The sequence below is a fragment of the Agrobacterium sp. InxBP2 genome, assembly GCF_026191755.1.
Taxonomy (GTDB): Bacteria; Pseudomonadota; Alphaproteobacteria; order Rhizobiales; family Rhizobiaceae; genus Agrobacterium; species Agrobacterium pusense.
Window position 1 is genome coordinate 422,297 of sequence record NZ_JAINDY010000033.1, and the last position, 14,504, is coordinate 436,800.

The 14,504-nt window shown below is 58.8% G+C and carries 13 protein-coding genes; 8 read left to right on the plus strand and 5 right to left on the minus strand.

The window, feature by feature from the left end:
• Window positions 1-533: 533 nt before the first annotated feature.
• The 6 genes from cckA to K7A42_RS19980 all read left to right on the plus strand — a co-directional run bounded on the left by cckA (window position 534) and on the right by K7A42_RS19980 (window position 8,552).
• Window positions 534-3,122, plus strand: a complete 2,589-nt coding sequence (cckA, locus tag K7A42_RS19955) for a cell cycle histidine kinase CckA (protein WP_207589152.1) — start codon at window positions 534-536, stop codon at window positions 3,120-3,122.
• Between the two features lie 284 nt (window positions 3,123-3,406).
• Complete coding sequence (gene clpS / locus K7A42_RS19960) at window positions 3,407-3,763, plus strand: ATP-dependent Clp protease adapter ClpS (RefSeq protein WP_003502541.1); 357 nt, start codon at window positions 3,407-3,409, stop codon at window positions 3,761-3,763.
• A 10-nt stretch (window positions 3,764-3,773) separates the two neighbouring features.
• Window positions 3,774-6,281: an ATP-dependent Clp protease ATP-binding subunit ClpA gene (gene clpA / locus K7A42_RS19965; protein WP_004441518.1), complete on the plus strand. Its 2,508-nt coding sequence runs from the start codon at window positions 3,774-3,776 to the stop codon at window positions 6,279-6,281.
• A 165-nt stretch (window positions 6,282-6,446) separates the two neighbouring features.
• Window positions 6,447-7,205, plus strand: a complete 759-nt coding sequence (locus K7A42_RS19970; protein WP_282455743.1) for an AzlC family ABC transporter permease — start codon at window positions 6,447-6,449, stop codon at window positions 7,203-7,205.
• Window positions 7,202-7,546 carry an AzlD domain-containing protein gene (locus K7A42_RS19975; RefSeq protein ID WP_006697573.1) on the plus strand — a complete coding sequence of 115 codons (345 nt, stop codon included), beginning with the start codon at window positions 7,202-7,204 and terminating at the stop codon, window positions 7,544-7,546. The genes K7A42_RS19970 and K7A42_RS19975 overlap by 4 nt, the downstream gene beginning before the upstream one ends.
• 55 nt (window positions 7,547-7,601) lie before the next feature.
• The gene (locus K7A42_RS19980; RefSeq protein ID WP_282455744.1) at window positions 7,602-8,552 is read left to right on the plus strand and encodes a phosphatase PAP2 family protein; all 951 of its coding nucleotides are present in this window, start codon (window positions 7,602-7,604) and stop codon (window positions 8,550-8,552) included.
• On the opposite strand, the gene K7A42_RS19985 is transcribed toward K7A42_RS19980, so the two are convergent.
• Complete coding sequence (locus tag K7A42_RS19985) at window positions 8,536-9,414, minus strand: LysR family transcriptional regulator (RefSeq protein ID WP_282455745.1); 879 nt, start codon at window positions 9,412-9,414, stop codon at window positions 8,536-8,538. The two genes, K7A42_RS19980 and K7A42_RS19985, sit on opposite strands and share 17 nt — an antisense overlap.
• 109 nt (window positions 9,415-9,523) lie before the next feature.
• Between K7A42_RS19985 and K7A42_RS19990 the strand changes: the two genes are divergently transcribed.
• A complete protein-coding gene (locus K7A42_RS19990; protein ID WP_112765769.1) occupies window positions 9,524-10,375 on the plus strand; it encodes an urea carboxylase-associated family protein in 852 nt (283 codons plus the stop codon).
• Between the two features lie 184 nt (window positions 10,376-10,559).
• Here K7A42_RS19990 and K7A42_RS19995 read toward each other — a convergent pair whose 3' ends face one another.
• From K7A42_RS19995 to K7A42_RS20010, 4 genes are read right to left on the minus strand one after another with little or no spacing between them, the layout of a single operon-like run.
• Complete coding sequence (locus K7A42_RS19995) at window positions 10,560-10,991, minus strand: HIT family protein (protein WP_006697570.1); 432 nt, start codon at window positions 10,989-10,991, stop codon at window positions 10,560-10,562.
• Between the two features lie 37 nt (window positions 10,992-11,028).
• On the minus strand, window positions 11,029-12,207 hold the full coding sequence (locus tag K7A42_RS20000; protein WP_282455746.1) for a GNAT family N-acetyltransferase: 1,179 nt from the start codon (window positions 12,205-12,207) through the stop codon (window positions 11,029-11,031).
• On the minus strand, window positions 12,204-12,944 hold the full coding sequence (locus K7A42_RS20005; RefSeq protein WP_282455747.1) for a glycerophosphodiester phosphodiesterase: 741 nt from the start codon (window positions 12,942-12,944) through the stop codon (window positions 12,204-12,206). The genes K7A42_RS20000 and K7A42_RS20005 overlap by 4 nt, the downstream gene beginning before the upstream one ends.
• On the minus strand, window positions 12,941-13,411 hold the full coding sequence (locus tag K7A42_RS20010; RefSeq protein WP_004441543.1) for a RidA family protein: 471 nt from the start codon (window positions 13,409-13,411) through the stop codon (window positions 12,941-12,943). Before K7A42_RS20010 ends, K7A42_RS20005 begins: the two co-directional genes overlap by 4 nt.
• A gap of 116 nt (window positions 13,412-13,527) precedes the next feature.
• On the opposite strand from K7A42_RS20010, the gene K7A42_RS20015 reads away from it, so the two are divergent.
• Entirely contained in the window at window positions 13,528-14,370 is an 843-nt protein-coding gene (locus tag K7A42_RS20015; protein ID WP_282455748.1) for a cell envelope integrity EipB family protein, read from the plus strand.
• Window positions 14,371-14,504: the final 134 nt, after the last annotated feature.

The window sequence follows — 14,504 nt, forward strand, 5'->3', positions numbered from 1 at the left end:
GGCATCGCCTTATCGATGGCAACGGCGCCACCAAAGCGCCACATCTCGTCCTTCAATGCTGGGCGAGAGCGAAAGTTGCAATTCTTCCAATAGAAGGGAGCGCTTGCCATGTTACGATCCCGTCTCGTCGGACCCGTACTGAGGCGCTGCACTGCCGCCCTGTTGATTTCCTGTTCGGCAGCGGCGGATGATAAGGCGCCAGGCAAGGTTTTCACGATGGATGAGTTCGTTCGGGACAACCCATCGTGTGTGGACTTTACCGATGGATGTTCGGTCTGCACTGTCAGTGACGGCAGGATTGAGTGCTCCGCGCCGCGGATCCAATGCCAGGTGAGGGAACTCACCTGCACGCGCCATTAGTCTTTTGAGGCTGATATGCGGTTTTGAAGCCGTTTTCGCTGTGCGTTTTAAGCCTTTGTGTCACTGCGGAGCTTTTTGAGGGTCGAGCGAGTTGCTACAAGAAATTCTGCTGCCCGATTCCGTCCGGAGTGCGGGACTGTTCGAATGAAGACCTGCACGACTGCGAGGCCAAGATGACACGGGTGCGCGAGACAAGCGACAACGACCTTCCGCTGGTGGACAGGCGTGCCCGTTCCGGCACGGTGTTGCGCATTCTGCTGCTGGCGCTGGTGCTGATCGCGGCTGCCGCCGCCTTTGTCTATTTCAAGGATTCTCTCGAAAACGAAATCGTGCTCGGCATTCTTGGTGTGCTGGCAATGATGGGCATTTTCTTTCTGGTGTCGTCGATCATCGGTTTCATTGAGGTCATGCCGCAATCGCAATCTGATGGGCTTGCACGCCGGTTTCTCTCTGCCCACCCCGATGGTACGCTGATAACAGATGCCAAGGGGCATATGGTTTATGCCAACGCCACCTATTGCAGGATGAGCGGCACCACCAAGGCGAGCGATATCCAGAGTCTTGAAACATTGCTGTCGCGCAGCCGGGAAGCGACGGAGGCTCTTTACCGTCTCATCAACATGCTGCGCGAAGGCCGCGACGGCTACGAAGAATTTCGCCTGCTGAAACCGCTGGGCGAGGATTCCAATGCGGGGCCACACTGGTACAGGCTGAAGGGCAGGGTGCTGAAGGATTCGGGCGGCGAGGGGCTGCATGTCTTCCAGATTGCCGATATCACGCCAGAGCGCGAAGATCAGGAGCGCTTTTTCCGCGAATTGCAGAATGCCATCGATTACCTCGACCACGCGCCGGCCGGTTTCTTTTCCGCCGGTCGCAAGGGTGAGATCGTTTATCTGAACGCCACTCTGTCGGAATGGCTCGGCATCGATCTCGCACAGTTTTCGCCAGGCTCGATGACGGTCTCGGACATCGTCGCCGGCGAGGGTATGGCGCTGATCGAATCCGTCCAGCCCCAGGGTTCAGCAAAGCGCACCGAAATCCTCGATCTCGACATGCGCCGGGTGAATGGCCAGAGCATGCCGGCCCGCCTCGTCCACCAGGTCACGGCAAAGGACGGCGCGCCCGGCGAGAGCCGTACCATCGTCCTGATGCGGCCCAAGGGGCAGGAGGATACCGAATCTTCCTCCGCCATGCGCTTCACGCGCTTTTTCAACAATACGCCGATGGCGATTGCCTCGCTTGACGGCGATGGACGCATCCTGCGCATCAATGCGCCTTTCCTCAAGCTGTTCTCCGGCGTTGTCGGGCGCGACGATATTGATCGCGGCGTGGCACTCGAGACAGTCCTTCACGACAATGAAAAGCCGCGCCTTGAACAGGCGCTCGCCGAGGCCAAGGACCGTCAGGGCGATATCGCGCCCTTCGATTCCCGCCATCCGAGCGACGAGACGAGGCATTTCCGTTTCTACGTCAATGCCGTCATCGACCAGGACGACGAGGCGCCGGAAGAGGTGGCAATCGTCTATGCGATAGAGGTGACCGAGCAGAAGGCGCTCGAAACCCAGATGGCGCAGACGCAGAAGATGAACGCGGTGGGCACGCTCGCAGGCGGCATCGCCCACGATTTCAACAACGTGTTGACCGCCATCCTGCTGTCGTCCGACCATCTGCTCTTGCAGGCGCGTCCGGCCGATCCGAGCTTCGCCGATCTGATGGAGATCAAGCGAAACGCCAACCGCGCCGCCGTACTGGTGCGCCAGCTTCTGGCATTCTCGCGCAAGCAGACGATGCGCCCGGCAATCCTCAACCTGACGGATGTGATCGGCGATCTGCGCATGCTGGTGGACAGGCTGATTTCCGGCACCAATGTCAAGCTGGAGGTCGATTATGGCCGGGACCTGTGGCCGGTGAAAACAGACCTGTCGCAGTTCGAGCAGGTGCTCATCAATCTCTGCGTCAATGCACGCGACGCCATGCCCGATGGCGGCAAGATCACCATCAGGACACGCAACGTCGACGCAGAAGAGATCGCCGCGCTCGGCCGTCCCGAATTCCCGGCCGAAGACATGGTGATGGTGGAAGTTGCCGATAACGGCACGGGCATCCCGCCGGAGATCATGGACAAGATTTTCGAACCGTTCTTCACCACCAAGGAAGTGGGCAAGGGCACGGGCCTCGGGCTGTCGATGGTCTACGGCATCGTCAAACAGTCCGGCGGCTATATTTATCCCGAATCGGAAGTGGGTAAGGGAACGGCCTTCCGCATCTACCTGCCGCGCCACATGGTGGAGGCGGTTCCCGGCACTGGACAGCAGCCAGGCGAGGCGGCGCTTGCGCCGGTCGCCGCGGCCGAGCCGGTGAAGGAGGAGCCGCTGGACCTCACAGGCAAATCCGCCGTCGTGCTGCTGGTGGAAGACGAAGAGGCGGTGCGGCGTGGCGGCAAGCGCATGCTGGAAACGCGCGGCTACACCGTGCACGAGGCAGGCTCCGGCACAGAGGCGCTGGAGGTGATGGAGGAACTGGAAGGCAAAGTGGATATTGTCGTTTCCGACGTCGTGATGCCTGAGATGGACGGCCCGTCGCTGCTGAGAGAGCTGCGCAAGTCCTATCCAGACCTGAAATTCATCTTCGTTTCAGGTTATGCCGAGGATGCCTTCGCGAAAAACCTGCCGGCTGATGCCAAGTTCGGTTTCCTGCCCAAACCCTTCTCGTTGAAGCAGCTTGCCATCGCCGTGCGCGAAATGCTCGACGACAAGGAGTGAGACCGGCGCCGTCGAGCCGAATTCGGCGGTGCCGTCGCCTGTCGCAGCCGTCCGCATTTGGCGCGAAGGCGCGCCCATGCGGGCGAGGTATGTCTTCTCGGACTTCGGTTACCTCTCATATCCCGCACTTTTCGCGAGGTTTGCCTCTTCGCAAACGCAATAGTGATTGCACCGTCGCGCAAGGGGCTTAAAATCGCTTCTTAACGACCTAAATATGGAGAGGCGAAGTTCTCCCTCCTGGCAATCAGCTGTCGGTTTGAGAACAGTTTGGAGAATGATGAAAGATGATCGCTAAGCCGATCTACATGCAGGGCGAGGGCGAAGGGGAAGACGGGGGCGGTACCAACCGTGGAACGTCTGTTATCACCCGCGTTAAGCCGAAGACGAAAAGACCGAATTTGTACCGTGTTCTTTTACTGAATGACGACTACACTCCCATGGAATTCGTCATTCACATTCTGGAACGGTTTTTCCAGAAAGATCGTGAAGCGGCAACCCGCATCATGCTGCACGTGCACCAGCACGGCGTGGGCGAATGCGGGGTGTTTACATATGAGGTCGCAGAGACGAAAGTAAGCCAGGTCATGGATTTCGCCCGACAGCACCAGCATCCGCTGCAGTGCGTCATGGAAAAGAAATGAGGATCGCAACGTGCCAACTTTTTCCCCGAGTCTCGAGAAGGCGCTGCACCAGGCACTGACCTTTGCAAATGAGCGTCACCACGAATATGCGACGCTCGAACATCTACTTCTGGCGCTGATCGACGACGCGGATGCCGCAGCCGTCATGGGCGCCTGCAACGTCGATCTCGATGCCCTTCGCAAGACTGTCAGCGATTACGTCGACAATGAACTGACCAACCTCGTCACCGGTTACGACGAGGATTCCAAACCCACATCCGGCTTCCAGCGCGTCATTCAGCGCGCCGTGATCCATGTTCAGTCATCCGGCCGCGAGGAAGTGACCGGCGCAAACGTGCTTGTGGCGATTTTCGCTGAGCGCGAGAGCCATGCTGCCTATTTCCTGCAGGAACAGGAAATGACCCGTTACGATGCGGTCAACTATATCTCTCACGGTATCGGCAAGCGCCCCGGCACGTCCCAGACGCGCACGCCGCGTGGCGCTGACGAACCGGAAAGCGAAAACAAGCCGAACCGCAGCAATCCCGAGGAGGACGGATCGTCCGCCAAGAAGCAGCAGGATGCGTTGAAGGCCTATTGCGTCAACCTCAATGAAAAGGCGAAAAACGGTAAGATCGACCCGTTGATCGGCCGTCACGACGAGGTCAACCGCACCATCCAGATCCTCTGCCGCCGCTCCAAGAACAACCCGCTTTATGTGGGTGATCCGGGCGTGGGCAAGACGGCGATCGCTGAAGGGCTTGCCAAGCGGATCGTGGAAGGCAAAGTGCCGGAGGCGCTCGCCAATGACACGATCTTTTCGCTCGACATGGGCACGCTGCTGGCGGGCACCCGTTATCGCGGTGATTTCGAAGAGCGTCTGAAGCAGGTCGTCAAGGAACTCGAAGAGTACCCGGGCGCGGTCCTGTTCATCGATGAAATCCACACCGTCATTGGTGCGGGCGCGACCTCCGGCGGCGCGATGGATGCGTCTAACCTGCTGAAGCCTGCGCTTTCGTCGGGTGCAATCCGCTGCATCGGTTCGACCACGTATAAGGAATACCGCCAGTTCTTCGAGAAGGATCGTGCGCTCGTGCGTCGTTTCCAGAAAATCGATGTCAATGAGCCGTCGATCGATGATGCGATTGCGATCATGAAGGGCCTGAAGCCCTATTTCGAGGATTACCATCACCTCAGATATTCCAATGAGGCGATCAAGGCTGCTGTCGAGCTGTCGGCCCGCTATATCTCGGACCGCAAGCTGCCGGACAAGGCGATCGACGTGATCGACGAGACCGGTGCAGCGCAGATGCTGCTGCCTGTTTCCAAGCGCCGCAAGCTGATCACGGAACGGGAAATCGAGGCGACCATCGCGACGATGGCCCGTATTCCCGCGAAGACGGTGTCCAAGGATGACGAGATGGTTCTCGCCAACCTCGAGAAGGAACTGCGCTCCGTCGTTTATGGGCAGGACATCGCCATCGAGGCGCTTGCCACGGCCATCAAGCTGGCCCGTGCCGGTCTGCGCGAACCGAACAAGCCGATCGGCTCCTATGTCTTCTCCGGCCCGACAGGGGTGGGCAAGACGGAAGTGGCCAAGCAGCTCGCCGCCTCGCTCGGCGTCGAGATGCTGCGCTTCGACATGTCGGAGTACATGGAGCGTCATACCGTGTCGCGCCTGCTTGGTGCGCCTCCCGGCTATGTCGGCTTCGATCAGGGCGGGCTCCTGACCGATGGAGTCGATCAGCATCCGCATTCCGTGGTGCTGCTGGACGAAATCGAAAAGGCGCATCCTGACATCTACAACATCCTGTTGCAGGTGATGGACCACGGCTCGCTGACCGACCATAACGGCAAGAAAATCGACTTCCGCAACGTCATCCTCATCATGACGACGAATGCGGGCGCTTCCGAAATGGCGAAATCCGCCATCGGTTTCGGTTCTTCGCGCCGCACGGGTGAAGATGAAGAGGCGATCAACCGCCTGTTCACGCCGGAGTTCCGCAACCGTCTGGATGCGATCATTCCGTTCTCGCCGCTGCCGACTGCCGTCATCCACAAGGTCGTGCAGAAGTTCGTCATGCAGCTGGAAACCCAGCTCTCCGAGCGCAACGTCACCTTCGATCTGCATGAAGATGCGATCTCCTGGCTGGCGGAGAAGGGTTACGACGAGAAGATGGGCGCCCGTCCTCTGTCTCGTGTGATCCAGGAGAACATCAAGAAGCCGCTCGCCAATGAAATTCTCTTTGGCAAGCTGAAGAAGGGCGGCGTCGTCAGCGTCACCGTCGGCAAGAAGGATGACGGTGCCGATGGCCTCATACTCGAGGTTCTGCCGGAGACCGCACCCGTCAAGCCGCAGCCGGAAGCCGAACTCAAGGCGGCGAAGTCCCCTGGCAAGGCAAAGGCGAAAACATCTTCCAAGGCTGCTAAAGCGAAGGAAGAGGCGGATGTCCTCGTCGCCGAAGCTGACAAGTCCGACGATGCCGAAAAGCCGCGGCGCAAGGCCAACGCCGTACCGAAGGTACCGAAGAAGAAGTGACCGCGGTCTTTGATCGATAAACAGATGCCGGGCGAAAGCCCGGCATTTTTATGCATGAAGCGTGCCGCTCTTTAATGGAATCGGCGGCAAGTCTTCATTTCTCCGTCTGTATGACGTTGCCGCGATGCCACGGCATTTCAGACGACATGCACGAGTGGGTTCGCAATGCAAAATGCCGATAGCGACACCATCCCATTGCGCGGCTGGTTTTTCAGGGGGATGCAGGGCATTTTCTCGTTGCCCTCCCTTATTCTCATGACGTCCTTCGTCGGTTTCAGCGCTTTTGCACTGGAATCGGGCGTAGCCCGCGGCGAAGCCGTGTTCATGACGCTGTTCATCTGGGCGTTGCCCGCCAAGATGATCCTGATCGGCTCCATGGTCGGCGGCGCCAATCTTGCCGCCTGTTTTCTGGCGGTGACATTGTCATCGGTCCGTATGATGCCGATGGTGGCTTCCATTATTCCCGAAATGCGCGGCGCGAAGACGCCGACCTGGATTTTACTGTTCCTTTCGCATTTCGTTGCGATTACGGCGTGGGTCTTTGCAACACAGAACCTTTCAAAGGTGCCGCGGGAGGCCCGCGCCGCCTGGTTTGCCGGGTTTGGCATCACGCTCACCGTCGTCAATGCCATCATCGTTGGCCTGTGTTACGGTGTCGTCGCCGCGTTTCCGCCGCTGGTTGCTGGTGTCCTGTTCTTCCTGACGCCGGTTTATTTCATCGCGTCCATCTGGGCTTCCGCGCGCCACTCCGTCGTCAAGGTCGCCTTTGTCATCGGCGTCATCGCCGGTCCGGCCTTTGCGGTCCTCGCACCCGAATTCGACATCCTTTATGCCGGTATCGGTGGAGGCACGGTGGCTTATGCAATCGATCGCCTCATATTCCGCCGCAGGATGAAACCGGCCTCACCGAAGAGTGAACCATGATGAGCGACCATTGGTGGGCACCCTATCTCTTCATCGCAATCGCAGGCTGGCTGGCGACCGATCTCTGGCGCTGGCTCGGCGTTCTCGCCGGTAACCGGTTGAAAGAGGATTCCGAGGCGCTTTATTGGGTGAGGGCGGTTGCCACGTCACTCGTCATGGCGGTCACCGCGAAGCTGATCGTGTTTCCGACCGGAACGCTTGAGTCCTCGCCGGTGTGGCTGCGTATCGGTGCGGCAGTACTCGGCTTTATTGCCTTTCTGGCCGCCGGCCAACGCGTCATCGTCGGCGTCGCGGTGCCGATCGTGCTCCTGGCAGGCGGACTTTTCGCGCTGGGTTTCTAACCTAGTATTAAAACTCCCTGTTTAGACTGCGCGATCAAAACAGGGATCCAGCGCCATGCGATTATTTGCAGCGGAACGTTTCGTCGTTGGCTTTATCGCTTTATTATTTGTCGTTGATGCAGCCTTGATTGCAGCAAGGGGCATCAGCGTGGATTATGCCGGGTACTTCCTGTGTGTATTCGCGGGTGCCGGCGTCTTTCTTCTTGGTCAATTCTATCGCAGAAGCGGGCGCGATTACCGTATAGCTGCCGCCCTCATGTCGGGAGGGCTTTTTATCCTCTTCACGCTCGCGGCCTCCATCTTCAACTATATGTTCCTGCCAATTGCGTTCCCGACGATCGATAATGCGCTCTTCGCTGTGGACGCGGCATTTGGCTATAGTTGGAAGGACATTGTCATCTGGGCGGCAACGCATCCGTGGATCGGGACAATCCTGTTCTTCGTTTATGCGACATCACTTCCCCAGCTTCTATTGATTGTCCTCACTCTGGGCTTTACGGGCAAGAACCGGGTGCTGCATCATTTCCTCGTCACCGGGGTGCTGGGCGCTTTTGCGAGCATTGTTTTCTGGATATTTTTCCCGACATTCGGACCATCTGCCTATATGGAGCTGCCCCAATGGGTCTCCCAGGCAATTCCTCTGGCGGTGGGCAATGAGTATGGGCAGGAACTGAACCGTCTTGCGACGCAGGGTGTTGACTACCTTTCCCCTAAAAGCGTCCTGGGACTTATCGGTTTTCCGTCGTTCCACATCTTCATGGCGGCAATGTCTGTCTGGTTTGCACCAAGGCACTGGTGGGCGATGCTCGTCATACTGCCGCTTAACATGTTGATGCTCCCGACCGTCCTCGTGCAGGGCGGGCACCACCTCTCGGATGTTTTTGGCGGTCTCGTCGCTTTTGCCATCATCTGCGCTGTCTCGGGCCGGTTGCTCCAATGGTTGTCGGCAAAAGAGCGCATGGAAAGGACGGCCGAGGCGGCCGGGCAGGTCATGGTGGCGGAATAGTCGCCCCGGCTTCGCGTGCTTCTGCCAACAGCCAGTTCGCCAGAAGCCTCGCCGATGTACTCATTTCTTCCGTTTCCACCAGCCAGTAATATTTGTCCTTGTCGGCGGCGCGCTCGAAGAGAACGGTCAGTTCGCCTTTCGCAATCTCGTCGCGCAGAAGTTCTGTCGGACAGAGACCGACGCCCTGGCCGGCCTTCAGCGCTGTTACGAGAAGATTGAAATCCGCGAAGATCGGGCCGGTGCTATGCGGCGGGACCGTGCCGGCGGCGGCAAACCAGGCCCGCCAGGCCATTTCGCTATCGTCATGCAGCAATTCCGCCTGCAACAGGCTGGCAACCGCGCTGAATGGACCGAATTGGGCGGCGTAACCGGGAGCGCAGGTGGGGCGCGTCTCGGCGCTGAAAAGCGCCACGGCATTTGGCCCGGCAGACACGCCATGCTCTATAGTGAGATCGGCCGGCACGGCATGCCTGGCGCCGAGATAGCTGATGGACACTTGAATATCGGGATGCATCGCCCGGAAACGCGGAAGCCGCGGCGTCAGAAAATGCGCGATGACTGAAGGCAGGCTGGCGAGGCGGACCGTGATGCGATCGCGACGGCCGCGTATGCGTTCTACGCCGGAAGCGATCTGCCTGAGGCTTGAGGAAACCGTGCCCCCGAAATCCTTCCCGGCTGGCGTCAGCGTTACGCCCCTGGCATGCCGTTCGAAGAGTACAACACCAAGCCATGCCTCGAGATTGCGTATATGCTGGCTGACGGCGGTCGCCGTCATGCCGAGTTCAACAGCGGCCAGGGCAAAACTGCCTTTCCTGGCGGCGGCTTCGAAGGCGCGGAGAGTGGCGAGCGGAGGCAACATCATGAGAAACAAGGATAAGTAAAACTTGGTCTGAGCACAAGAAGAACCCATCTTGTCAGCCGGGCATTCGTACCGCAATTTCGCCCTTACATTTCATCGCTCAGAGGATTTCATGCCCCGAACGCCTGTTGCCGAACCCGATGACGCCGCCGCGCGTCGCGCCATTTCGCCTGTCGTCGTTTACCCGAACGGCACACTTGAGACTCCCGACCTTGCGCTTTTGGAAAAAGCACGCGGGAGCATGGAAAAGATCGATGAGGTTATCGTGCCGCCGCGTGACGGCCGAACCTTCAATGTTCCGAAGGGCCATTTTTTCCGCATCGTCAGTATCGAAGGCCCGCAGGTGGGGGATTTGAACCTCTGGAATGCGCATGATCTGAATGAACGGTTTTTCAGCGGCAAGACCCGCGCGCTGCATGCCACCCATGTTTCTGTCGGCAACCGGTTGTGGAGCAACCTGCCATCCCTTCGGCCGATGGCGACCATCACCCATGACACGCTGTCATGGTATGGCTGGGACGAGGACGGCGGCGGTGTGCATGACGTGATCGGCACGCGCTGCGATCCCTACACGAACAAGCTGCTCAGCGGCGGCGATTATCATCATTGTTGCCACTCCAACCTCACGAACGCGCTTGCTTCCGCCAAAGGCCTTTCGTTCCGGCAAGCGGAGCCGCATGTTCATGATGTGTTGAACGTCTTCATGTGCACGGGGTTCACCCGCGACACCCACCAGTATTTCATGAAGGCAAGTCCGGTGCGTCCGGGCGATTATCTCGAGTTCTTTGCGGAAATTGATCTCATCGGCGCGCTGTCCGCCTGCCCGGGAGGCGATTGCAGCGCCACGCATTCCAGCGATACGGCGGCCTGTTATCCGCTGCAGGTAGAGATCTACCGGCCGGATCTGACGATGCTTGAAGGCTGGCCATGGCCGGAGAGGAATGCCTATCGCCCTCCGGCGTGACTGCAAACAATATTGCCGCCGTGCGCGTTCCCGAACGGGCCAGAGGATGATGCCGCGTGCAGCCAGGGCGCTTCTGCGCCTTAAAGCTAGCGCGATCGAGAACTTGATCGCGCCAGCCGAGGGATCGCGTCTGTGACAACGGCGTGCGGAGGCCGCGACAAACGCGCAGATGTCTTGGCGCCCGTCACGAGGCGAGCGCCGCCTTTATCTTCTCTGCGTGAGCCTTCAGCACTTCACCATCGGCCATCACGCCCGAGTGCGGCTTCAGCGGCTCGCCTTCCTTGCGTGGAATGACGTGGAAGTGCAGGTGGAAAACGGTCTGGCCAGCGGCCGGTTCGTTGAACTGGGCGATGAAAACGCCGTCCGCATCGAAGGCTTCCTTTGCCGCGACTGCGAGTTTTTGCACCACCGGAATGGTTTTCGCCAGCACTTCGGGATCGGCGTCGAGCAGGTTGCGGGAGCCGGTCTTGGGAACGACGAGCAGATGGCCCGGGGCCTGCGGCATCACATCCATGAAGGCCAGGGTATGCTCGTCCTCGTAAAGCTTATGGCTCGGAATTTCGCCGCGCAGGATTTTTGCGAAGATATTGTTGTCGTCATAGGCGCTGGCCGTCATTCTGCTCTCTCCGTATGTCGGACTATGCGTCCGGTTCCTATCTTTCGCCCTTGCGGAAAGGCGTGTGTTCATCAAGGTAATCGCCGATATGCTCGACCTCTTCGCGCTCCCGCTGAAGATAATCGGCAATGGCGCGGCGCAGGCCCGGGTGGACGATGAAATGCGCCGAATGGGTGGTGACCGGCACGTAGCCGCGCGCCAGCTTGTGTTCGCCCTGCGCACCGGCTTCCACCCGTTTCAAACCCTTGGACAGCGCAAAATCGATCGCCTGATGGTAGCAGACCTCGAAATGCAGAAAAGGATGATCCTCGATGCAGCCCCAGTGCCGGCCGTAAAGCGCGTCCGAGCCGATAAAGTTGATCGCACCGGCAATATAGCGCCCCTCGCGTTTCGCCATGACCAGCAGCACGTCATCGGCCATTCGCTCGCCGATCAGCGAATAAAATTCCCGGGTAAGATAGGGCCGGCCCCATTTACGGCTGCCGGTATCCATGTAGAAGGCGAAAAACTGGTCCCAGATGTCCTCCGTCAGGTCGGAACCCGTCAGCCAGTCGATCTCGATGCCGTGTTCCAGCGCTAATCGGCGTTCCTTCTTGAGCCCCTTGCGCTTGCGTGATGACAGCGCATCGAGGAAATCGTTGTGATCGCGATAACCGTCATTGATGAAATGGAATTGCTGGTCCGTACGATGCAGGAAATCGCCTGGCAGAAGAGCGGATAGGTCATCCTCTTGCAGAAACGTGACGTGAGCCGAGGAAACGCCGATCTTCTCGGTCACTTGTGCGAGACCGGAAGCAAGTAGCGGCTTGAATCGTCCGACATCTTCGCCGTTGGCAACCAGCAGCCGCGGGCCCGTCGCCGGGGTAAAGGGCACCGAGCATTGCAATTTCGGATAATAATGCCCGCCAGCCCGCTCGAAGGCATCTGCCCAGCCGTGATCGAAGACGTATTCGCCCTTGCTGTGGTTTTTCAGGTAGGCAGGAACGGCACCAATGAGGGTGCCTGCAGCGTTTTCCAGCAGCAGGTGGTGCCCCAGCCAGCCAGTCTTGGCGGTCGCCGAGCCAGAGTCTTCCATAGAAGACAGGAATTCATGCGATATGAACGGGTTGTAAGATTTTCCTGATGCATCGCGCGATGTTCCGGAAAGCCGTTTCCAGCTCTCCGGATCGATGTCCGCGAAGGACTGCGCAATGCTGATGGAATAATCTTCTGTCATGCCGTGGTGGACGGGTTCTCTCTCGGGTCGAAACCTTCGAATGTCATCTGGTCCGCATATTTATAGGTCGTCTCGCGCGCATTTTCATCCCTGACCGTCCAAGTAATCACCGGAAGCCCGAGTTTTCTTTGCGCTTCGATGAAGCTGTTGGGCAGGTGACCCCAATGATAGGAGATGAAATCGAGCCCCAACTGCATGGCGTCGTCATGTCTGAAGAAGTCCTCCGGCTTGTCGCCTTCGGCCGTCAGCCCAAGAGGCCAGGGCGAGCCCGCAGCCTTCAGGTCCTTCAGCAGATGGTGGTCGAAGCTCATCAGCGCCACGTGGCCGTTATAGCCCTCGAGGTCTTCCAGCACCGCTTCGGCAAAGCCGTCATCGACGCCTTCGCCCTCGCGGCCCTTCAGCTCAATAACCAGCGGCACCTTGCCGGCCACGAGAGCCAGAAGCTGCTTGAGGCTCGGAACGCGATCCTTGGTTTGGCCGACGGAAAGCATTGCCAGCTCCGCCGAGGTGCGTTCACGCACATCGCCCTTGATGCCGGTCAGCCTTTCCAGATCGTGATCATGGAAAACCACCGGCACACTGTCGGCCGCCAGCTGAACGTCGCATTCGATCGCAAAACCGGCCTCGACGGCGCGGGAAAAGGCGGAGAGCGTGTTTTCCCAGACCGCCTTGTTGAGATCATGATAACCGCGATGGGCGACGGGCTGGGCCGTCAGCCAGGAAAGTTTCAGTGTCATACGTCGATTTCCACGATGGCGTCGATTTCGACCGATGCATTGAAGGGCAGGGCGGCCATGCCGACGGCGGCGCGGGCATGTTTGCCGGCTTCGCCCAGAACATTGGCGATGAGGTTCGATGCACCGTTGATGACAAGATGTTGCTCAACGAACTCGGGAACGGAAGCCACAAAGCCGTTCAGCTTGATGACGCGGCGGACTTTCGACAGATCGCCATTCAAGGCGGCCTTGACCTGTGCGAGGATGTTCACGGCGCAAAGTTCGGCTGCGCGCTGGGCGCCTGCCACGTCGACATCGCGGCCAACGAGGCCCGTCACCGCAATCTTGCCCGATTCCATCGGCAGTTGACCCGATACATAAAGCAGATTGCCGCTGATGGTGAACGGAACGTAGTTTGCGGCTGGTGCTGCCGCAACAGGAAGCGTAAAGCCTAGTTCCTTGAGGCGGCCTTCGATGACGTCCGACATTTTCGTCTCCGGTTTTGTTGTAAATCCTTCAAGAATCCGGCATTCAGAAGATGTTTATCCAAAAGCCGGGCGGTTGCTTGTACAATATGAGCGGCGAGTCCAACAGGAGATATTGCATGTTTGTCAGGACGCTTGGTTTCGTCGCCGCAACAGGGCTTATGACCGGCCTGTCGAACGCCGCCAGCGCCTTGCCCGTCGCGGTTCCCGATCTCATTGCACATCGCGCCGTCTACGACCTCGAACTCAAGGATGCGTCCGATCGCTCCGGCATCGAAGGCATGACTGGTCGCATGGTCTATGAGTTCACCGGCTCCGCCTGCCAGGGTTACAAGACGGATTTCCGTTTCGTAACGCAGATCAACACGGGCGATGCCGTGCGGATGACGGATCAGCAGACGACGACGTTCGAAGACATTGCCGCCAAGAAATTCACCTTCGAGACCAAGTCCTACACCGATGACAAGCTGGACAAGGAAGTGCAGGGGGCGGCAACCGACCGCAGCGATGGCGTGAAGGTCGACCTGACCCGTCCGGATGCCCGCCAGGTCAGTCTGGTCGCAAGCGAATTCCCGACACAACACATGTTTCAGGTCATCGAGCACGCGAAGCAGGGAAAGCGCATTTTCGAATCCCGTATTTTCGATGGGTCGGATGATGGTGATGAAAGCCTGATCACCTCGACGCTGGTCGGCAAGGCGCAGACACCGAAGGACGGGGACGCGGATGCCGGCAAGGCGGGCGATTTCGCCAAGGCCGCCTTCTGGCCGGTGACCATCGCCTATTACAACGACAAGACCGGCACCGACGCTTTGCCGATCTACCGCATGTCGTTCAAGCTTTATGAAAACGGAATCACCCGCGATCTCACCATGGATTACGGTGATTTCGTTCTGACGGGAAAGCTTGCGAAGCTTGATATTCTCAAGCCCGAAACCTGCGAAAACAAGCCCGTGCGCTGAAACGGGGCCATTTGCGCGGTTTTTTCGCATAATCGCTTGCATTTTTAAGCAGGCGACTGTATGCGGCTCACCATTCCACACGCGAAGCTTGGGATGTTCCGGGAGAAATCCGGTCCGTTCCGCCCGGTGGTGTC